This window comes from Alkalilimnicola sp. S0819 (assembly GCF_009295635.1).
GTDB lineage: Bacteria > Pseudomonadota > Gammaproteobacteria > Nitrococcales > WHIW01 > S0819.
The window spans coordinates 103771-124567 of the sequence record NZ_WHIW01000001.1; the positions used below are offsets into that span (position 1 = coordinate 103771).

The window sequence follows — 20797 nt, forward strand, 5'->3', positions numbered from 1 at the left end:
ATTGATATGGAACTGCAGTTGACAAAAGATTTTCGCATCAGCGCTGGTGGCGCGCCCTACGTGATCGCTGAAATCGGCGCGAATCACAATGGTGACCTGAACCTGGCGAAGGAGATGGTCGCGGCCGCCAAGGCCTGTGGTGCTCATGCCGCTAAATTCCAGTCGTGGACGCCTGAATCCCTGATCTCCGAATCCGAGTACCAGAGCAACCAGGTCTATACGGATTCCCCCAAGAAGCACTTTGGCTCGCTACGCAGCATGGTGGAGAAATACTACCTGACGGAAGATCAGCATCGAGAGCTGAAGGCCTACTGCGACACCATCGGGATCGACTTTTGCTCGTCTCCCTTCTCCCGGGAAGAGGTCGATCTGCTGGCTGATTTGGGTGTGGAATTCTTCAAGATCGCCTCCATGGATATCAATAATCTGGACTTGCTGGGCTACGCGGCAAGCTTTCAGAAGCCGATTATCCTTTCCACAGGCATGGCCACGCTGGGCGAGATAGAGACCGCGATCGAGACGATCCGGGCGCAAGGCAATGACCGGATAATTCCCTTGCACTGCATATCCATCTATCCGCCCGAATATGCCGATATAAACCTGAACAACATCCCCACCCTGCAGCAGGCGTTCGGTTACCCGGTGGGCTTCTCCGATCATACCATTGGCTTCTCCGTGCCGTTGGCGGCGGTAGCGCTGGGCGCCTGTGTCATTGAGAAACATTTCACCACGGACAAGGATCTACCGGGCTGGGATCATGAGATATCGGCAGATCCCGAGGAAATGCGCATCATTTGCGCGGAGTCCAGGAACATCGCGTTGTCACTGGGCTCACACCGGCGAACGGTCTCACCGGCCGAGGAGCAGAAGAAACTGAAGTTTCGGCGTAGCGTCGTGGCCCGCCATGCGCTGGAGGCCGGTCATGTGCTGACCGCAGACGACCTGGCCTTCAAGCGCCCGGCCACGGGAATTCCACCGAACGAGGCGAAGTATCTGATTGGCAGGACCTTGAAGCAGGCGCTGGATGGCGATGCCATTCTCAGCTGGCAGGATCTGGTTTAAAAGCATCGTTCGACAGCCTGCGCGGCCCGGATCGTATCTGGAGAGGCAGCCATGAAACACTCGCTGGTATTGACTGAGGAAACCACCCTTAAAGAGGCTATCGAGGCGCTCGATCAAGGTGGCGTGGGCTTTCTGGCGATGGTTGAGGCGACGGGCCGCCTGGTGGGCATCCTCACCGATGGGGACATCAGGCGAGCCGTGCTGCGCAAGGAGGATCGCCTGCTCAACATCATCAATACGTCGCCCGAAACGATGCTCGATTCAGCCTCCCAGCGAGAGATCGTTTTACGCCTCAAGGCCTTGCACCGACGCCACATGCCGCTGGTGGATGCCGCGGGACGTTTCAGCGGGGTGTTCTCGCTGGACGATGTGGAGTTCGTCAGCCGTGACAACACGGTTGTGATCATGTCCGGCGGTCTGGGCTCCAGGCTCGGTGAGCTGACCAAAGAGGTGCCGAAGCCAATGCTGACGGTCGGTAGTCGGCCGATGCTCCAGCACCTGGTGGAAATGTTCAGCGAGCATGGTTTCAGGCGGTTTATCTTCTGCGTCAATTATAAAAGAGAAGTAATTCAAGACTACTTCGGTGACGGCAGTCGCTTTGGCGTCAAGATCGACTATGTGGTGGAATCGAAGCGTCTTGGCACGGCTGGGGCGTTGAGTCTTATTGACGCTGCGTTGGACTGCCCGTTTTTCGTTATTAACGGCGATGTCCTGGCGAATGTCGATTTTAGCCATGTGCTGGCGACGCATATCGCATCCGCGAGAGTCGCGACCATGTGCGTGCGCCAGCACAGCTATCAGGTGCCCTATGGGGTGGTTCGAACCGATGCCTCCAACATGATTACCGGTTTGCAGGAGAAGCCGGAGCTGGCTTTTGATGTCAATGCCGGTATTTACGTGTTGGACCCCGAGGTGCTCGATCTCGTTCCTTGCGACACGTTCTACGACATGCCCTCGTTATTTGAATGCCTGGTTGGTTCGGGTAGAAAAGCAGGCGTCTATCGTATTGAGGATTATTGGCTGGATGTCGGTCGCCGTGAGGATCTACAAAAGGCCAATCGGGATCTGCCGCTTTAGGATGGGCAGCACCCGGGCACAACAGCGTTCGATCAGAGAGGCGGGGTACCGTCCCGCTGGCGTGAGCAGTGTTTCTGGAGGGTTGACTGGATGAGTCGCAAGCGTATCGCCATCATACTGGCTCGTGGGGGCTCAAAGCGTCTGCCGGGCAAGAACATCATGGAGTTTGCCGGCAAGCCCATGCTGGCCTGGTCGGTGGAGGCCGCGCTCGATTCGGGCGTGTTTGACAGGGTCCTGGTCTCCACGGATGACGAGGCTATCGCGGATGTGGGCAGGCGCTATGGCGCGGAAGTCCCGTTTCTTCGCGAGCGCGCGAACGATGACCATTCGCCGACCAGCCTGGCCACCCATGCCGCGCTGCTGCAGGCCGAGGCGTATTGGGGTTGCCGATACGATGTCGTGGCGCAACTGATGGCCAATTGCCCTCTCAGGAACGCAGAAGATATACGGGCGGGTATGACGGCTTTCGAGCAGGCGACGGCCCCATCCCAGATCAGCTGCTTTCGTTTCGGCTGGATGAACCCCTGGTGGGCAGTCAAATTGGCCGACTCCGGCCGGCCCGAACAGTTGTTCCCGGAAGCGCTCAAAGCGCGCTCCCAGGACCTGGAGGCGCTTTACTGCCCGACCGGTGCGCTGTGGCTTGCAGAGCGGGACGCCTTTCTGGAGAACAAGACCTTTTATATGGACGACCACCGCTTTGAGCCACTGCACTGGATATCGGCGGTCGACATCGACGACCGGGACGATCTGCTCATGGCGCAAGCCTGTGCCGCACTTCGGCAACAGCAATAGCAGTTTGGCTGCAGCGCCGGGGCGGTGAGCCCCTGTGGCCGGGCCGGCCGCGGGGACTCCCTGATCGCAGCCGCGGCAGGCTGTCGCCCGTGGCCGCTTCGGGTGGGCCTGGACGGGACAGGGGTCGTCAAGAAGGGCTGGTCAAGAACGGATAGCGCTAGGCAATGAAAGCACTGTTGATTGGTTGCGGTAATATCGGGGGTTTCTACGACTGGAACTCCCCGGATGTCCGGACGTATGCCAAGGCGTTCCATACGCTGGGTATCGAGTTTGCCGCCTACGATCAGGATCCGGCCAGGGTTCATCGCCTCTCGCAACGCTATGGGGCAAAGGCGTTATCCCAATGGGATGAGCTGCCGGTAGAGCAGTATGATCTGGTCGTGGTCAGCTCCCCGACGCCAACCCATTCCTATTACCTGTCGTCCCTGTTTGCCAAGCCGCCGGGCTTGATCATTTGTGAAAAGCCGGTTGATTCAGACCCCCAAGCCTTGGACCTGCTGGCGGCGCAGTACCAAGACAGCGCGGCCAGGGTCATGGTGAATTTTCATCGCCGCTTCCAGCCCCGCGTGAAGGAGCTGGCTGAGCGCGTTGAAGAGCTGCAAGGCGCGGATCCGTGTCGCACGGTGGTGGTGACGTATCAGCGCGGCTTTCATAACAATGCGGTCCATGCCATGGATCTGTTGGCTGTCGTCTTTGGGCAGCCATTCGAGCCGTCCGAGCCGGTCGTGCTCAATGCGGTGGCGGACGAGTTTCCCGCCGATCCTACGATGACCGTCAGCTGCCAGTGGCACGGCATGCAGGTCATTTTCGTCGGCCTGGTCGGTGCGAGGTTCTCTCACTTCGAGATGACGCTGTACTGCGGTCGCCACGTCGTCGTCTTACGGGACGGAGGGGATAGGGTAGAGTTCCTGTCGGCTCCCGATTCCTCAGCCGGCTACTACCCGGCGTTATCGCCCACCGAGGTCTGGTCGGGCGTGTTGAGTGAGCATATGACCCATGTGTTGGCACATGCCCAGCGCATGCTGTCGGATGAGTCTTTGGCTGACAATTTCATGGAAAGCGTCGATCTTTCCAAAGCCGTGTTTTCCATCTTGAAAAGAGCGAGCAAACGATGAAGTTGGCGATTTTGGGTGGTGACCCCGTTCGCAGGAAGGATTTTCCCAATCGGGTCTCCATGGGACCGGAAGAGAAGGCGGCAGCCCTCAGGGTGCTGGATTCCGATGTGCTGTCGGGCTTCGTTGGCGCCGCCGGCGAGTTCTTCAACGGCGCCAAGGAAGTGCGCGACCTGGAGTCGGCCTGGGCGAGCCGATACGGGTTCAAGCACGCTATCAGCGTGAACTCCTGGACCGCTGGTCTGCAGGTGGCTGCTGGCGCGATCGGGATCGAACCGGGCGATGAAGTCATTTGCCCGCCCTACACCATGTCCGCCACCTCGACCGCCATGCTGTTCTATGGCGGCATACCCATATTCGCGGACATAGACCCGACCCGCTACAGCCTGGACCCCGCCTCGATCGAAGCACGCATCACGCCCAGAACGCGCGCTATCGTGGTGGTGCACTTGTTCGGCTATCCGGCCGACATGGATTCGATCATGGCGATCGCCAGAAAACATCGGTTAAAGGTCATTGAGGACGCGGCCCAGGCCCCGGGCGTGCTGTACCGTGGCCAGCCTGTCGGCGCGATCGGCGACATAGGCGGATTCAGCCTGAACTTTCACAAGCATATCCACACCGGTGAAGGTGGCTTGCTGGTAACGAACGATGATCAGCTGGCTTTGCGTTCCCAGCTGATTCGAAATCACGGTGAGAATGCGACCGAAGCCTATGGCGTGGAAGATATCTCCAACACCATAGGAAGCAATTATCGATTTACCGAGCTGCAGGCGGCGATCGCCTCCGAGCAGTTCAAGAAGCTGCCGGCCATGCTGGAGCATCGCAAGCAGCTCGGTCTATATCTGGATCAACGGCTGGAGTCGCTGCCGGGTCTGACGATACAAAAGCTCGAGCCCGGGAGCACACACGCTTATTACATGTACCCGCTGCGCTACGATGAGAACGTCTTGGGCGTGCCGCGCAGCGTATTCCTGAGGGCCGTGCTGGCCGAGTTGCCGCGGCCGCGCTATTGGGATACCACGCCCCTGGCCGAGGGATACGTCAAGCCGCTGTATCTGAACCCCGTCTACCAGCAGCGGATTGCCATCGGTCGAAAGGGCTTTCCGTTCAACATGAACCCGGACGTTGCCTACGAGTATCCGAAGGGGCTGTGCCCGGTGGTGGAGCGCTTGTACGAAAAGGAATTGCTGCTGTCCCCGTTGGTTCGGGAAGGCATGAGCAAGTCCGATGTGGCGGATTTCGCCGACGCCATCGAGAAAGTGGTCAGCAACATTGGCGAGTTGAGGGACGCAAAACTGGAGGCGGGAACCGGCGTCTATGACGCGGTGAAAGCCATAGATGATTACGTGAAGCCGGAGTGAGCGACTGGATAGCCAATCGACGCGTGCTGGCGGCTTTTGGTGACCCCGCCGGCGCCAAGGCGGTGCTGGCCTATCTGAGTGCCTACGGGCGGGCTGCGGCAACGATCACGGCCGTGTCGGATCGCAAGCACGGCTTCTACGAGGATTTCGACTGCAAGGTGCAGCCCTGGCCGGCCCGGGCTGCCCAGGACTGGTTGAAGGACAAGGATATTCTTCTCACCGGGACGTCGGTGCCCACGGGGCTGGAGCTCGAGCTGATCGAGTCCGCGGCGAGAGTCGAAGTGCCGTCGATCTCCTTCGTCGATCATTGGACGAACATGGCGGCTCGCTTTCAAAGCGGTGCGCGACGAATTCTTCCTGACCGAATCGCCGTGATCGATGAGCAGGCCGGCCGGGTCGCGCATCGGGAAGGCTTGCCGGCTGAGCGCGTGTGTGTTGTCGGCAACCCCTACCACGAGTATCTGCGGGCCTGGCGTCCCAAGGTCGCTATGGAGGGTTTTCTTGCCTCCATCGGGGTCGATCCGGCCGTGCCGTATCTGCTCTATGCGCCAGAGCCGCTCTCCAGCTTCAACCTGGATAAGACCTACGGATTCGATGAGCTCGACGGCTTGCGGCTTTTGATCAAGGCCAGGCGAGCGCGAGGCAGGGGTGACGTTGCCATTGTGGTCAAAGGACATCCCAATCAGCATCATGCGCTCTTTGAGCGTGAGCTGGCCGCCACGGCTGAGCAAAACCTGGTTTATGTCCGAGAAGCCGACTTCAACCTGTTGGCCCATGGGGCGGCGGCGGTAATCGGTTTCTTTTCAAACTCGATGATCGAGGCCCGTTTGCTGGGCAGGCCGGTAATACGCCTGCTGAGCTTGTTGCGCGCGGGTGCGGCCGATCCTCTTGCTGGCTGGCGGGAAGGGGGGTGGACCGAGGTGTACACGGACCATGAACTGGTCGATGCGTTGGCTGCCGCGTTGGATGACATACGGAAGAATTAGAGGGTACCGATGGAGCAGCTGTTAAGTGACGAAAGGGTGGTTCTGCGACCGCTGACGATAGCCGATATCGACGGGAACTATCTGAATTGGTTCAACGATCCCCAGGTGGTGCGCCACAACTCGCATGGGCGCTGGCCGATGACGCGGGAAAAGCTGGAGGCTTACGTCGCCGGCCTTGCCAACGACAGCTCCATCATGGTGTTCGCCGTGGAGTGCCGTGAGGCCTCGGTGCACGTCGGCAACATCAGCCTGCAGAACCTGAACTGGGTGGACCGGAACGCGGAAGTGGCTTTTGTCCTGGGTGAGACAGGGTTTCGCGGGAAGGGGCTGATGCACAGCGCCGGAAGGCTGCTCATAAGCCATGCTTTCAATACCTTGAATCTACACCGGGTATATTGCGGCACCCTGGATTCCAACCTTGCGATGAAGCGGCTTGCAGAAAAGCTGGGCATGAAGGAAGAGGGGCGGCGAGTGGAAGCCCTGTTCAAGGACGGCGCCTACGTGGACATCATCGAGTATGGATTGCTGCGGCGAAACTGGCTGGAGGCGAACCGCTGATGTTCTCAAGCGAGCAGGCCCGATGAAAATTCTCTGTCATGTAGCACCTTGGTGTGCGGAGCAGTTCAAGGTCATTGCCGAAGCCGTGTCGCCGGACGCGGATATCCAGTTCATCAGCGGCTTTCGCCAACTGGATCGAACCGGATTGGTCGAGACCTATTATCGCAATGTCGCCGCGGATCGCGGGGATGACCCTGACGAACGGGACGAGGAGACCATTCTCCGCTGCCGGCTGTTGCGGTCGTTGCCCGCGGAGCAGGCCAGGCGGCATTGTTCTGCCATGCGAGGGGCGATTCGAGAGGTCCTGCTCCGGGAAAAGCCGGACTTGATCATATGCGAGTCGATCGACCAGTTCCTGCACGATATCCTTTTTCAGGAAGCGGACAGGCAAGGTGTGCTCGCGGTCGGATTGATCAGAACGTTCGTCAACAATTATTTTCGATTCAGCGCACGGGGCGAATTCCAGGTGGTCCGGTCGCCGGAGGAGGCGGAGATAGATGAGGTTCTGTCCCTGTTGACCGACGCCCGCTATATACCGAAGAACCTGGTGCCGCTGAAGGCGTCGCTGACGAAGACGTACTTTCGGATATACCTGTCCAATCACTTGAGGGTTCTGTACTTTGGGCTCAAGCGGCTGCTGACGGGGCAGAGATACAATTATCATTATTGGTCTTCCTACAAGACAACACGCGAGCTCTATGCTCATCTGATTCCGAAACGATCATTCGGTGATGAGGATTGGCGGGAGAGACTGCGGCGCAGCAGCAAACCGGTGCTTTTCATCCCGCTGCAACACTTTCCGGAAGCCACGGTCGATTACTGGGCGGAAGACACCGCCATGGTGGATTATCCGCGTCGTCTGCTGGAGTTCATGGAGCGGCTTGCGGGGGCGTTTACCCTGCTTGTCAAAGAGCATCCGGGGGTTTGGGGTTACCGCAAGCCGGCCTTCTATCGGCAACTGGAGGCGGTGAGCGGTGATGTGATCTGCGCGCCTACCCCTACCAAGGGGCAAGAATGCATAGAGCTTTCGAGCGCCGTGTTGGTATGGACGGGCTCCGTCGGCTTCGAGGCGGCCTTGCGCGGAAAGCCCGTATTGACGACCTGCACCCCTTACTATGCGACCGGGCCCAGGTTCCAAAAGATCACGTTGCAGACGCCGCTGGCCGATATCCTGCAATTCGTCCGCCAGACCGAGGCGAACCCCATAACGGCAGCCGAGCAGCGTGATCTGATTCGGCATTTGTTGTCCGGCATATTGCCCGGGCAGTTCAAGAACGATGGCAGCTTTGATGCTGGCCGGGCAGACGACATCGCGCAGGCCAGACGGGTCGGCGCCTGGATACAAACCTGCCTGGTCGCGCCGCCGGACGCCCCGTGATGGCCGTCAAGGGCGAGCCTGTCGGTGCATGGCGTCCGCATGAGCCGGCAGGGGGCGTTGCGTACCTGATGATCCGAGCGGCGAAGGTGGCCTGCTGATGCGGCGTCGCTGGAGCGTTCTGGTCTATTTTCTGCTCATGGGGTGCGGCGCTCTGTTGGGCGTCGGCAAGTATGCGCTTTTTGCCAGTCGCCTCAGCCCGGAAGAGTTCGGCCTGTACAGCTTGGTGCTGACCACCTACGTGTTCATCATGTATGCCGGCGGGCTCGGGCTGAATGAAGGTTTGGTGAAACTCGGCGGACTGGCCTACGGGCGGGGTGAGGTGGAGCAGACTCGCCGGCTGCGGAACCTGTCCATGCTGTATGGGGGGCTTGCCACCGCGGTGGTCGGCACAGCGTTCCTCCTCGTGGTGCTGCTGCTTCCCGCGGATATGAAGGTCCCGCTGGTGCTGGCGCTCGCGCCGGCGCTTGCGTTGGTTGCCTTCGAATTCAACCTGCTTGACGGCTATTTCCGAATTTCCCAGCGTTATCTCGCATTCGCCTCCATGCTGGTCCTGAAGTCAGCGGTAGTGCTTGGCCTGGGCGCGATGTTCTCCACGGCCTTTGGCGCGCTAGGCGTGCTTTCTGCCGAGATCGCGGGGTTCCTGCTGATTTTTGTTGTTTTCCTGGCTGTAGCCGGCGGCCCGAAGCCGTCTCGCACGGCTGGCGCGCGCGCGATGCTGGCGGCTTCTGTAAAGAGTGGCTTTCCACTGATGGCGGCGATGTTTATCCGGACTCTGTCGATTGCGCTCGATCGCTGGGTGATTGCTGCCGCGCTTGGCGTGGCGGCGCTGGGGAAATATTCCTTTGCGATGATTCTCTATTTGGTGGCCGTGATGTTGGTCGGCTTCATCACCAATATCACAGGGCCTCGCTGGTTGGCCGGTTTTGGCGCATCCGCCGACGTCCTTCAGTTGTTGCGGCGCGTGAACCTGACGGCGGGCTTGTTGGTCGTGATGGGCTTGAGCATCGGCGGGGTAGCTTATGCCTGGGGGTTCGAGTTGTTGAACGCGTTCTATCCCGCGTATACCGATGCCGAGACGCTGTGGGTGGTCCTTTGGGTGGCTGTCGGCACCTTGGTGACGGTGATCTCCAGCTTGTATGACTGGTTCTTCATGGCTGTCTCGAAGGAGCGTCTGGTTTTTTACGCGTCTGTCTTTTCGCTTGTCGCCGCCTGTGCTGCGCTCCTCGTTCTATACGTGCAAGGCTACAGTCTCGTGCATTACGCCTTTGCATTTGCGGCGGTCCGATGTGGCGGCGCCATTCTGTATGGGCTGCTGATCCAGCGGCTTCATGCCGAGGCGTGTGCCGAGTACTAGCCGGCACACGCCCCGGCCTGCCGGGCTGTTTGCGGGCAGCGCCGATGCCTACTTCCCGGCAGCGCCATACACCTCGCCATCCGTTCTGGATGTGTCCGGTTCGGCGCTGGAGTACAGGGCGGGCCTGTCTGCCATCCTGTTCAATCGCAGACAACAGCCGATCAGAAACCACAAAAAGGAATTGGTCATCAGTACCGCGCCGAACATCGATAGGGCGATGATGCCGCAGAGCCAGTAGGCAAAATAGCGCTGCTCTCTGAGCAAGCCGCCGGGCCGGCTGCGCCAAACCAGCAGGGTCGCGTTGTAGAGCAATATCGAGTACACGGCGATGGGCGCGAGGATGCCGCCTATCCAGATGTAGCTGATTACCCCGAAGTGTGTGTAGTGCCTGAAAAAGTGCTCGTAGCCTGCAAGGTCGGGGTAGGGCAGGTATTGGGCGCCGAAGCCGGTGCCGAGCAGCCAGTGATCCGCGCGCGTGGCGATATGCGACAGCGCGGCGACGGCTTCGCTCCAGCGCATTCCACTCGCTGCATCCCAATTGCCCGCCTGGAGAGCGGCGATCGACCGCTCAATGCGGATCAGGCCGCCTTGCAGCATGTCTTGCGCTCCAAACCACAGCAGCACGAGAGCCGCCGGTGCGAGCACGAGCAGCCTTGCCCTGGTGCCGCCCCGTACCATCAGGAAGAGGAGGGGAAGGTAAATGGCCATGGCTGCCAGTACGCTTCGTTTGCCGGCGAGGGCACTCATCAGGAATGAGGTGATGAAGTATGCGCCGCCCAAGGCCTTTTGAAGCAAATAAGGGCCGGAGAAGAAAAAGTTCCACAAGCCAATGGCGTCATAGGAGGCTACGCCGGCAATCAGCAGGACGTTGAACAGCAAGACGACCACCAGGCCGACATAGAACGCCCCCCGCATCAGCACATCAAGGCGACGTTTCAGCGCGGCGTTGGCCTGGAGATCCGCTACAAAGTGCCAGCCATACCAGCACAGGACAAAGGGCATGACCACATAGTAGCAATGGGAGATGAAGGCAGAGTTGAATGTCCCCTGGCCCAGCCCCTTCGCTGCCCCGACGATGAAGATGATGAAGAACACCAGGAACAAGGGGTGTGCCGGGATGCCGCGGGATTTGCTGAGGACATGGTAAGCCGCGACGAGAAACGCGGCCAGGTAGCCAAATCTCGGGAAGTAGTTGCTGTCAAGTCCCGCCCCAAAGCCAAAGTCAAGCAAGGCCAGGATGGGCAGCGCTGTCAATTCAAGGGCCCACAGCAGCAGGAAGATCTTGTGGTCTCGCATGTTCGTCTCGAGTGCGCTTGCCGCATTCAGGGGGCTGTTGGATCCGTGGATCGATAGGCGGGCTTGATGCCAGCACCAGAGCGGTCCGCGCCTTTATGTGCCAAGGAAAGCAGTCATGTTCCGGATCGTTTCAGGGTGTGCAGAGCATTGCCCGCAGCCGTCTTGTGTACACCTGAAAGGCGCGTGCTGGTTCATGCCGAGCTGCGTTGTCGATTGCCTGGATCGTTGCTCCCACCGAGGCTGACCCCGAGGACATTCGGAGCATGCTCGCCGTGTGCCTGCGCTTGTTATGCGGGCGGCGGCCTCGCTCGACGCCGGAGACCGCGTAGTGTGCCTGAGTCGGCCTCGGAGGCATATAGCCCAGCGACGGTATTCGCCTTGGCACCCGGCATTCCCCCGGCCGTCCCGCTCATGGCGATAGCAGGCATGGGGACGGCCGGTGGCCGCGGTCGTGGAGTGCTTGGCAACCGTCAGCAACAGAGCCGTTTGGTGTTTGCCCGTGGTCGCCGACTCGTGTAGAAATGCCACTGGTTCGACGACAAGCTGACCGGCCTCGCCTGCGTCCCGTGCTGTCGATGCACACGGGCGTGCGTCGCGGGATCTCCGCCGAGGGCGCGATCAGCGATCTCCAAGGCAAGCGACGACATAAATCACATGAGCTCACACACTTCGGATCAGCCTGGCCGATCGTACGCGATCTGTTCCAACTGCATCATGGACACGTCCGATTCCAATATCCGGTTCGATGGCCGCGGTTGGTGCGATTACTGCAATAACTACCACAGCAACATCCTGCCCAACTGGCACCCTGATGAACGCGGCGAGCGTGAGATCATGGAGGTGGTGCGTGAAATAAAGTCCCGCGGGCGAGGGCGCGATCACGATTGCCTGATCGGTGTCAGCGGGGGCGTGGACAGCTCTTACGTGACTTACCTGGCCAAAGAGAAGTTCGGCCTGCGACCGCTGTTGTTTCACGTCGATGCGGGCTGGAACTCTCAACAGGCCGTGCACAATATCGAGAAGCTGGTCGACGGGCTGGGGCTCGATCTACATACCGAGGTGGTCAACTGGCAAGAGATGAAGGATCTGCAGCTCGCCTTTTTCAAGGCGCAGGTGCCGCACCTCGATACGCCGCAGGACCACGCATTTTTCGCTGCGCTGTATAACTTTGCAGCCAAGAATGGCTTCAAATACATTCTCACGGGTGCCAACTATTCAACCGAATGCGTGCGCGAGCCGCTGGAATGGCATTATCACGCCTCTGACCTGAGGCAGCTGAAGGATGTCCATCGCCGATTCGGCACGAGGCCGCTGAAGACCTTCCCCATGGCGGATATCTTCACCTACAAGCTGTATTACCGCTTCGTCAAGGGGGTGCGAGTTGTCAAGCCGCTGAACAATATTCCGTTCCAGAAGGATGCGGCGGTGCGGGAGTTGGTGGACAAGTTCGCCTGGCAGGAATACGCCCACAAGCACTATGAGTCGCGTTTCACCCGTTTCTACGAAGGCTACTGGCTGCCGACGAAGTTCGGCTATGACAAGCGGCGGGCGCATTTCTCCAGCCTGATCCTGACGGGTCAGATGACACGAGAGGAGGCGCTGACGCGAATCGCCAAGCCGGCGTACGAGGCGGCGGATGTGGCGCAGGATTTCGAGTATATCGCCACCAAGCTGGGTATCAGTGTGGATGAACTGCAAGCGTTGCAGAACGGGCCCAATAAAAGCTACCGCGATTACAAGAACAGCATGGGGTTGATAGATCTGGGCACCAAGGTGCTCCGGGCGACGGGGATCCAGAAGACCGTTATCCGATGATAACCATCATCGATTATGGGTCAGGCAATGTTCTGGCATTGGCCAATGTTTATCGGCGACTCGGCCTGGGTTTTTCGGTGGCGCGCTCCCGCGCCGAGCTTGAGGGCTGCACCAAGCTGATATTGCCCGGCGTCGGCGCCTTTGACCACGCGATGAGCCGCTTCGAAGCGTCCGGCATGCGTGAGTCGGTCGTCGAACTGGTGAAGACGGAGCAGGTTCCCATTCTCGGTATCTGTGTCGGCATGCAAATGCTTGCGACAGCGAGTGATGAGGGCAGCCTGCCGGGCCTGGGTCTGGTTGACGGGAGGGTGAAGGCCCTTGGCGCGGTGGAAAGCAGCAGCCGGCTGCCGATACCACACATGGGTTGGAACGACGTCCAGCCTACTTCGAGCCACCCGCTCTTCCAGGGCCTTCAGGAGCACGCTCGTTTTTACTTCTTGCATTCGTATTACTTCGAGTGCGCGCGTGCCGAGGATGTAATGGCGACGGTGGAGTACGGCCGGCGTTTCACCTGCGCCGTCAACAGCGGTAGCGCATACGGCGTGCAATTTCATCCCGAAAAAAGCCATCACTGGGGCGTGCAGCTCCTGCAGAATTTCGCGGAGCTTTAGCATGTTGCGCCCACGAGTGATTCCTTGCTTGCTGATACGTGATGAGGGCTTGGTAAAGACCGTCGGCTTCAAGGAGGGGAAATACGTTGGCGATCCGATCAACGCGGTCAAGATATTCAACGAGAAAGAAGCGGACGAGCTGATCGTCCTGGATATCGATGCCACGGTTAACGGGAGCGAGCCCAATTACCGAATGATTCGCCATCTGGCAGCGGAGTGCCGGATGCCGCTTTGCTACGGTGGTGGCATCAAGACGGTAGAGCAGGCAAAGCGTGTCATCGCCCTGGGGGTGGAGAAGATCGCGCTAAGCTCCGCGGCCATCGATGATCCGCTGCTGGTGTCTCGTATCGCCGAAGAGATTGGAAGCCAGAGCGTGGTGGTGGTGCTGGACACCAAAAAGCGCTTACTGGCCAAGGAACACGAGGTCTGGACCCATAACGGTCGTCGCAACACCAAGCGCACCGTGGTCGCGGTGGCGCAAGAGGCGGAGGCGCGGGGGGCCGGAGAGGTGGTCATCAATGCGATCGACCGTGACGGGCAGATGAAGGGGTACGACCTGGCGTTGGCCGAGAACGTTCGACGAAGCACCCGCCTGCCACTGACGTTTCTCGGCGGCGCCGGGGCGTTGTCCGATATGGAGGCGCTGTTCAAGGTTTGCGGCGTCGTCGGCGCGGCGGCTGGAAGCCTCTTCGTTTTCAAGGGCAGTTATCGGGCCGTGCTCATAAACTATCCCCGACCGGCCGAGAAAGAACAGCTGTGCGCCGCGGCGCTGGGCTAGGCAAGAGCGGCGCCTGGTGGTGTGCGACTCTCTTATGAATGATTGGCGATGGCTCGAATGGATATCTAATGTTTAGTGATGGCACGCTTTTGATTACCGGTGGCACCGGCTCCTTTGGCAACGCCGTGCTTCGGCGGTTTCTTGACTCTGACCTGCGCGAGATTCGCGTGTTCAGCAGGGATGAGAAGAAACAGGATGATATGCGCAAGCGCTACGATGATCCCAAGCTGAAGTTCTATATCGGCGATGTGCGTGATCCAGCCAGTCTCGTCAACGTCATGCGCGGCGTCGACTACGTGTTCCACGCGGCGGCCCTGAAGCAGGTGCCTTCCTGCGAGTTCCACCCCATGGAGGCTGTGCGCACCAATGTTGTGGGTACGGAGAACGTGCTCGAAGCGGCCATTCAGTCCGGCGTTAGTCGGGTCGTTTGCCTGAGCACCGACAAGGCGGTGTATCCGATCAACGCGATGGGGATCTCCAAGGCGATGATGGAGAAGGTCATGGTGGCGAAGTCGCGGCATCTGGAGGAGCGCGGCATCGTCATCTGCGGCACCCGGTACGGCAATGTGATGGCCTCACGAGGATCGGTGATTCCGTTACTGGTCGATCAGTTGTTTGGCGATCGGCCGCTGACGTTGACCGATCCGCAGATGACCCGTTTCATGATGACGCTCTCCGATGCGGTGGATCTGGTGCTGTATGCCTTCGAGCATGGCAGCAACGGCGATATCTTCGTGCAGAAGGCCCCGGCGGCGACGGTGGAAACCTTGGCGACCTCGTTGTTGGATCTGTTCGGCAAAGCGGATCACCCGATCAACATTATCGGCACGCGACACGGCGAAAAGCTGTACGAAACCCTGCTCAGCCGGGAGGAGATGGCAGCGGCTGAGGATTGCGGTGAGTACTACCGTATTCCTCCGGATCTGCGGGACCTGAACTACGCCAAGTACGTCGAGGAGGGGGAGCGGCGAATCTCCGGATTTGACGATTACAACTCCCACAACACGACTCGGCTCGATGTGGCGGGCATGCAGGCCTTGTTGTTGAAGCTCGAGTTCATTCGCGCGCGGATGCGCGGTGAGCGTGCGGTAGCAGAGGATTAGTCGATGCGGGTCTTGGTCACCGGGGCTAACGGATTCCTGGGCTCCAACCTGGTCGTCAGACTGCGCGAGCAGGGCGACGAGGTGGTAGCTTTCACACGCGACACGGCTGTGACCGATCTGCCGGCCTTGCTGGACGGCGTGGACTTCGTGGTCCATCTGGCGGGCGTCAATCGGCCACGGCGGGTGGAGGAGTTCGAGGAAGGCAATGCCGATCTGACGGCGCGGTTGGTCGAGGCCTTGTCCGCACGTCCGCTGCCGGTTCTTTATTCTTCGTCCATCCAGGCCGACCGGGACAACCCGTACGGGGCGAGCAAGCGCCGGGCGGAGCAGCTATTGCAGCAGTACGGCCGCGATTACGGTGTGCCGGTGTCCATATACCGCTTGCCGAACGTGTTCGGGAAATGGTGTCGGCCCAACTATAACTCCGTCGTGGCCACCTTCTGCCACAACATTGCCCGTGGCTTGCCGATTCAGGTCAACGACCCGGATGCGCCGCTGCGGCTGGTCTACATCGACGATGTGATCGAGGCCTTTTTGAGCACGCTGCGCGGCGCTGAGGCGGGGCTTTGTGAGGTTGCGCCGGAGTATTCCACCACCGTGGGGGCGTTGGCGAGCCAGATTCGTGCCTTTACGGATGTGCGGGACAGTTTGATCACCGAGCCCGTGGGGGCGGGTTTGACTCGCGCGCTGTATGCGACCTATCTCAGCCATCTCGCGCCAGCGGAATTCAGCTATGAAATACCCCAGTACCGCGATGAGCGCGGGGTTTTCTCCGAGGTGCTGAAAACCCGCGACTCCGGGCAGTTCTCGTATTTCACCGCCCACCCGGGGGTAACGCGAGGCGGCCACTACCACCACTCCAAGACCGAGAAGTTTCTGGTCGTCAAGGGCGAGGCGCTGTTCAAGTTCCGCCACATTCTCAGCGATGAGCGTTATCAGCAGCGCGTTTGCGCGAGCCGGCCGACCATCGTCGAGACCATTCCGGGCTGGGCCCACGACATCACCAACGTCGGCGATGACGAGCTGCTGGTGTTGTTGTGGGCCAACGAGGTTTTCGATCGGCAAAGGCCGGATACCATCCAGAGCCCTGTCTGAGGCACCCTTATGAAAAAGCTAAAGGTCGTAACAGTACTCGGCACGCGGCCCGAGATCATTCGGCTATCACGCGTGCTGGCGAAACTGGACCAGCACTGTGAGCATGTGCTGGTGCACACCGGCCAGAACTACGACTATGAACTGAACGAAATATTCTTCGCGGATCTGGGCGTCCGGCGTCCCGACCATTTCCTGGGCGCTGCCGGGGCGACGGCAGCGGAAACCATTGGCAATGTCATCATTCGAGTGGATCAGCTGTTGGCCGAGCTGCAGCCCGACGCGATGCTGGTTCTTGGCGATACCAACAGCTGTCTGGCGGCATTGCCGGCAAAGCGCCGGAAAATCCCCATCTTCCACATGGAGGCCGGAAACCGCTGCTTTGATCAAAGGGTGCCGGAGGAAACCAACCGCAAGATCGTCGACCATACCGCCGATGTGAACCTGCCCTACAGCGATATTGCGCGCGAGTATCTGCTGGCGGAGGGGCTGCCGCCGGACAGGGTCATTAAGACAGGCAGCCCGATGTTCGAGGTGCTGAACGAATACCGTGCCGGGATCGAGTCCTCGGATGTCCTCGGGCGGCTCGGTCTGACGGCCCGCGAGTATTTCGTGGTAAGCGTCCATCGCGAGGAGAATGTCGATACCAGCGGCAACCTCACGAAGATCGTTGGCGCCCTCAACGCGATTGCCGAGCGCTTTGGTCTCCCTGTCATCGTCTCCACGCACCCCCGTACCCAGCAAGCCGTGGACGCCCAGGGTTTTGTCTTCGACAATCGGGTTGTTCTGCACAAGCCCTTGGGGTTCAAGGACTACGTATGCCTGCAGATGAATGCGCGGGCGACGCTCTCGGATAGTGGCACCATTACCGAGGAGTCGTCGATCCTGAACTTTCCGGCGCTGAACCTGCGGGAGGCCCATGAACGCCCCGAGGGGATGGAAGAGGCGGCGGTCATCATGACCGGCCTGGAGACCGACCGCATCTTGCAGGGGCTCGCCATTCTGGAGCAGCAGGGACGCGGCGACCAAAGAGACCTGCGTCTGGTGGCCGACTACAGCGTGCCGAATGTCTCCGACAAGGTGCTGCGGATCATTCACAGCTACACCGACTACGTGCGGCGTACGGTCTGGAAGCGGTACTAGCGGGCCGTCATGAAGTCGAAAAAGCTGCGCGTTTTGGTCGTTTCGCAGTATTTCTGGCCGGAAGAGATGCGGGTCAACGATTTGGTCGAAGGCCTGGTGGCGCGGGGCCATGAGGTCACTGTCTTGACCGGCTGGCCCAACTACCCGGACGGGCGCTTCTTCGCCGAGTACCGCCGCAAACCTCAGGAATTCACACGCTATGCCGGCGCCCGCATCGTGCGGGTGCCGATGTTGGCGCGGGGCGCGCGCGGCTACACGCTGCTGCTCAATTACCTCAGCTTCTTCCTCAGTGCGGCGCTGCTGGCGCCGTTCAAATTGCGCGGAGCGCGCTTTGACAGCGTGTTCGTCTACGCGGTCTCGCCCATTACCGTTGCCATTCCCGCCATCGTGCTGGGGCGGATCAAGAAGGCGCCGGTCCTGCTCTGGGTGCTGGATCTATGGCCCGAGACCCTGGAGGCGGTGGGCGCGACCCGCAGCCGCGCCGTGCTCAAGTTGGTAGGACGGCTGGTCTCGTGGATCTACAATCGGGCGGACTACCTGCTGCTGCAGTCGCGTGCTTTTGGCGACAGCGTTCGGCACTACTGTACGCGCCCTGTTGCGGACGAGCGTTTGGTGTATTTTCCGAGCTGGGCGGAAGACCTGTTTGAGGCGGGCGCTGCTCGGCCTTCGGCGTTGCTGGACCCTTGCCCGGATCAGTTCACCATCGTGTTTGCGGGCAACATGGGGGAGTCGCAGGACTTTCCGGCGATCCTGGATGCGGCCGAGCGATTGCAGGGTCGGGTGCCCGTGCGCTGGGTGATTGTCGGCGATGGCCGGATGCACGGCTGGGTAAAGCAGGAGGTCGAACGACGCCGGTTGACCCAGGTGCATCTTTTGGGGCGTCATCCGGTGCAGGAGATGCCGGCCTTGTATGCGGCTGCCGACGCTTTGCTGGTCTCTCTCAAGACCAACCGGATCTTCGCCAAGACCATCCCCGGCAAGCTGCAGTCCTACCTCGCGGCGGGGCGGCCCGTGCTGGCGATGATAGACGGGGAGGCGGCCGAGGTGGTTCGGGCGTCGGGCGGCGGATTTGCCTGTGCTGCCGGCGATGGCGCTGCGCTGGCGGAAGCGGCCGAACGGATGGCCGCCTTGAGCGGGCCGGAGCGCGAGCAGATGGGGCAGCGTTCGCGCGCTTACTATCGGCGTCACTTCGCCCGGGAGAGCTTGTTCGACCGGCTGGAAACACTTATGCAGTCAGCGACTTGTCGACGAGGTTAATCAGGTGTCTCGAAGAGTATTGGTGACTGGCGCAAGCGGTTTTGTCGGCCGGGGGCTTATCGAACAGGCGCTTACACAGTGGCCGTTGCGTGCCGCCGTGCGGCGGCCGACGCAAGACCTGCCCGAGGGCGTTGAGTTGGCACCTATCGCCGGGCTCGGTCCGGATACCGATTGGACCGCCGCGGTGGCGGAGGTGGGGGTTGTGGTGCACGCAGCCGCTCGGGTTCACGTCATGGGCGATCGGGCCGCCGACCCGCTGGCGGAGTTTCGACAGACCAACGTCCAGGGCACGCTGCGGCTGGCGGAGCAGGCCGCCGCGGCCGGCGTCAAGCGTTTCATCTACCTGAGTTCGATCAAGGTCAACGGTGAGTCCACCGAGGCCGGCCGCCCTTTTCAGGCCGATACGCCGCCGGCGCCGGTAGACCCGTACGGCGTCTCCAAGCATGAGGCCGAGGACGGCCTGTATGCGCTGGCCGCCAAGACCGGCATGGAGCTGACGATCATCAGGCCGCCGCTGGTGTACGGGCCCGGGGTGAAGGCGAATTTCCACGCCATGATGCGTTGGCTGCACCGCGGCGTTCCGCTGCCCCTGGGCGCGATAGACAATCGGCGCAGCCTGGTGGCGCGCGGCAATCTGGTGGATTTGATCCTGCGCTGTCTGGAGCATCCGGCGGCCGCGAACCAGCTGTTTCTCGTTTCCGATGGTGAGGATTTGTCGACCACGGACTTGCTGCGGCGCATGGGCCGGGCGCTGAACCGCCCCGCGCGCCTGCTCCCGGTGCCGCCGGCGGTCCTCAAGCTCGGCGGCACGCTGCTGGGCAGGGCGGCGGTGTTCGAACGGCTGTGTGGCTCCCTGCAGGTCGATTCGAGCAAGGCGCGCGAACTGCTGGGCTGGGTGCCGCCGCTGACGGTCGACGAGGGGCTGCGGTTGGCGGCGGAGGACTTCCTGCGCCATGCCGGCTAGGGTACCGATGGAAAGCCTGCTATGGATCGGCGTGCTGCTGGTGTCCGCGGTACTGACCGCGTGCTTGCGCTCTTACGCCCGTCGCGCCCGCCTGATCGATGTGCCGAACAGCCGAAGCTCCCATGTGGTGCCGACCCCGCGGGGTGGGGGGCTGGCCATCGTCATCAGCCTGCTGCTGGCTTGGGCGGTGCTGGCCGGGCTGGGCCGATTGCCATGGGCCGTCTTGCTGGGGGCCGGGCTCGGGGGGGGCTGGATAGCCCTGATCGGCTTTATCGATGATCACCGTGATGTGTCTGCGCGTTGGCGTTTGCTCGGGCAAGCGCTGGCTACCGTCTGGGTGCTGTACTGGTTGCCGGTGGCGGCAGTGCCGTTGGGAGATTGGTGGCTGGAAGCTAGCTGGCTGGTGCTGCTTGCCGGTATCGGTATCGTCTGGCTGCTGAACCTGTTCAATTTCATGGACGGCATAGACGGCCTGGCTGGGCTGGAGGCTGCCATGGTGGCGGCTGGCGCGGTGCTGTTGCAATGGTCGCTGGGCGAGGCCCAGGGGATGGCCTGGGCCAGTGCCATGCTGGTGGCGGCCGCGGCAGGCTTTTTGCTCTGGAACTGGCCGCCGGCGCGCATTTTCATGGGCGATGTGGGGAGTGCGACCCTGGGGTATCTGTTCGGGGTGATGGCGGTCAGTGGCGTGTTCGCGCCGGCGCTCAGCGTCTGGAGCTGGCTGATTCTATTGGGGGTGTTCATCGTCGATGCCACCTATACCCTGATACACCGCTTGCTGCGTGGCGAGCGTGTCTATCAGGCCCATCGCTCCCATGCCTACCAGCGCGCAGCGCGCTGGCTCGGTAGTCATCGCAGGGTGACGGTGACGGTGGGCTTGATCAACGCCTTGTGGCTGCTGCCGCTGGCTGCCATGTCGGTGCTGTGGCCTGGGCAGGCCTATGCGTTGACGGCGATGGCCTACCTGCCCCTGGTAGGGCTTTGTCTATGGCTGGGTGCAGGCAAGCCGGAGCGCAGCCCGGTGGGAGCGGTCGGTGAGCCCTAACAGTGTGTTGAAA

General features: G+C 60.9%; 19 protein-coding genes. 18 read left to right on the forward strand and 1 reads right to left on the reverse strand.

Features of this window, described 5'->3' with window-relative positions:
* Nucleotides 1-6: 6 nt before the first annotated feature.
* The 9 genes from GBG68_RS00550 to GBG68_RS00590 all read left to right on the forward strand — a co-directional run bounded on the left by GBG68_RS00550 (nucleotide 7) and on the right by GBG68_RS00590 (nucleotide 9683).
* Nucleotides 7-1062 (forward strand): N-acetylneuraminate synthase family protein, encoded by a 1056-nt coding sequence (locus tag GBG68_RS00550; RefSeq protein ID WP_152144018.1) that lies wholly within the window; start codon nucleotides 7-9, stop codon nucleotides 1060-1062.
* 51 nt (nucleotides 1063-1113) lie between these two features.
* Nucleotides 1114-2139 carry a nucleotidyltransferase family protein gene (locus GBG68_RS00555; protein ID WP_152144020.1) on the forward strand — a complete coding sequence of 342 codons (1026 nt, stop codon included), beginning with the start codon at nucleotides 1114-1116 and terminating at the stop codon, nucleotides 2137-2139.
* Nucleotides 2140-2229: 90 nt separating this feature from the next.
* The gene (locus GBG68_RS00560; protein WP_152144022.1) at nucleotides 2230-2931 is read left to right on the forward strand and encodes a cytidylyltransferase domain-containing protein; all 702 of its coding nucleotides are present in this window, start codon (nucleotides 2230-2232) and stop codon (nucleotides 2929-2931) included.
* A gap of 164 nt (nucleotides 2932-3095) precedes the next feature.
* Nucleotides 3096-4046, forward strand: coding sequence for a Gfo/Idh/MocA family protein (locus GBG68_RS00565; RefSeq protein WP_152144024.1), 951 nt, complete (start codon nucleotides 3096-3098; stop codon nucleotides 4044-4046).
* Nucleotides 4043-5407: a DegT/DnrJ/EryC1/StrS family aminotransferase gene (locus tag GBG68_RS00570; RefSeq protein WP_152144026.1), complete on the forward strand. Its 1365-nt coding sequence runs from the start codon at nucleotides 4043-4045 to the stop codon at nucleotides 5405-5407. The genes GBG68_RS00565 and GBG68_RS00570 overlap by 4 nt, the downstream gene beginning before the upstream one ends.
* Entirely contained in the window at nucleotides 5404-6393 is a 990-nt protein-coding gene (locus GBG68_RS00575) for a hypothetical protein (protein WP_152144028.1), read from the forward strand. The genes GBG68_RS00570 and GBG68_RS00575 overlap by 4 nt, the downstream gene beginning before the upstream one ends.
* A gap of 9 nt (nucleotides 6394-6402) precedes the next feature.
* Entirely contained in the window at nucleotides 6403-6951 is a 549-nt protein-coding gene (locus GBG68_RS00580; protein WP_152144030.1) for a GNAT family N-acetyltransferase, read from the forward strand.
* Nucleotides 6952-6973: 22 nt separating this feature from the next.
* Nucleotides 6974-8329: a hypothetical protein gene (locus tag GBG68_RS00585; protein WP_193222162.1), complete on the forward strand. Its 1356-nt coding sequence runs from the start codon at nucleotides 6974-6976 to the stop codon at nucleotides 8327-8329.
* A 97-nt stretch (nucleotides 8330-8426) separates the two neighbouring features.
* Nucleotides 8427-9683 carry a lipopolysaccharide biosynthesis protein gene (locus GBG68_RS00590; RefSeq protein WP_152144034.1) on the forward strand — a complete coding sequence of 419 codons (1257 nt, stop codon included), beginning with the start codon at nucleotides 8427-8429 and terminating at the stop codon, nucleotides 9681-9683.
* A gap of 48 nt (nucleotides 9684-9731) precedes the next feature.
* On the opposite strand, the gene GBG68_RS00595 is transcribed toward GBG68_RS00590, so the two are convergent.
* The gene (locus GBG68_RS00595) at nucleotides 9732-10979 is read right to left on the reverse strand and encodes a hypothetical protein (RefSeq protein ID WP_152144036.1); all 1248 of its coding nucleotides are present in this window, start codon (nucleotides 10977-10979) and stop codon (nucleotides 9732-9734) included.
* Nucleotides 10980-11633: 654 nt separating this feature from the next.
* Between GBG68_RS00595 and GBG68_RS00600 the strand changes: the two genes are divergently transcribed.
* The 9 genes from GBG68_RS00600 to GBG68_RS00640 all read left to right on the forward strand — a co-directional run bounded on the left by GBG68_RS00600 (nucleotide 11634) and on the right by GBG68_RS00640 (nucleotide 20784).
* Nucleotides 11634-12794 (forward strand): N-acetyl sugar amidotransferase, encoded by a 1161-nt coding sequence (locus GBG68_RS00600; RefSeq protein WP_152144039.1) that lies wholly within the window; start codon nucleotides 11634-11636, stop codon nucleotides 12792-12794.
* The gene (gene hisH / locus GBG68_RS00605; protein WP_152144041.1) at nucleotides 12791-13405 is read left to right on the forward strand and encodes an imidazole glycerol phosphate synthase subunit HisH; all 615 of its coding nucleotides are present in this window, start codon (nucleotides 12791-12793) and stop codon (nucleotides 13403-13405) included. Before GBG68_RS00600 ends, hisH begins: the two co-directional genes overlap by 4 nt.
* Before the next feature lies 1 nt (nucleotide 13406).
* The gene (locus GBG68_RS00610; protein WP_152144043.1) at nucleotides 13407-14183 is read left to right on the forward strand and encodes an AglZ/HisF2 family acetamidino modification protein; all 777 of its coding nucleotides are present in this window, start codon (nucleotides 13407-13409) and stop codon (nucleotides 14181-14183) included.
* 68 nt (nucleotides 14184-14251) lie between these two features.
* Entirely contained in the window at nucleotides 14252-15286 is a 1035-nt protein-coding gene (locus GBG68_RS00615) for a polysaccharide biosynthesis protein (protein WP_152144045.1), read from the forward strand.
* Nucleotides 15287-15289: 3 nt separating this feature from the next.
* A complete protein-coding gene (gene wbjC / locus GBG68_RS00620) occupies nucleotides 15290-16381 on the forward strand; it encodes a UDP-2-acetamido-2,6-beta-L-arabino-hexul-4-ose reductase (RefSeq protein WP_152144047.1) in 1092 nt (363 codons plus the stop codon).
* A gap of 9 nt (nucleotides 16382-16390) precedes the next feature.
* Nucleotides 16391-17521: a non-hydrolyzing UDP-N-acetylglucosamine 2-epimerase gene (wecB, locus tag GBG68_RS00625; protein ID WP_152144049.1), complete on the forward strand. Its 1131-nt coding sequence runs from the start codon at nucleotides 16391-16393 to the stop codon at nucleotides 17519-17521.
* Between the two features lie 9 nt (nucleotides 17522-17530).
* Complete coding sequence (locus GBG68_RS00630; protein WP_152144052.1) at nucleotides 17531-18778, forward strand: glycosyltransferase family 4 protein; 1248 nt, start codon at nucleotides 17531-17533, stop codon at nucleotides 18776-18778.
* 22 nt (nucleotides 18779-18800) lie between these two features.
* Complete coding sequence (locus GBG68_RS00635; protein WP_264297970.1) at nucleotides 18801-19742, forward strand: UDP-glucose 4-epimerase family protein; 942 nt, start codon at nucleotides 18801-18803, stop codon at nucleotides 19740-19742.
* Nucleotides 19732-20784 (forward strand): MraY family glycosyltransferase, encoded by a 1053-nt coding sequence (locus GBG68_RS00640; protein ID WP_413463300.1) that lies wholly within the window; start codon nucleotides 19732-19734, stop codon nucleotides 20782-20784. Before GBG68_RS00635 ends, GBG68_RS00640 begins: the two co-directional genes overlap by 11 nt.
* The last annotated feature ends 13 nt before the right edge of the window (nucleotides 20785-20797 follow it).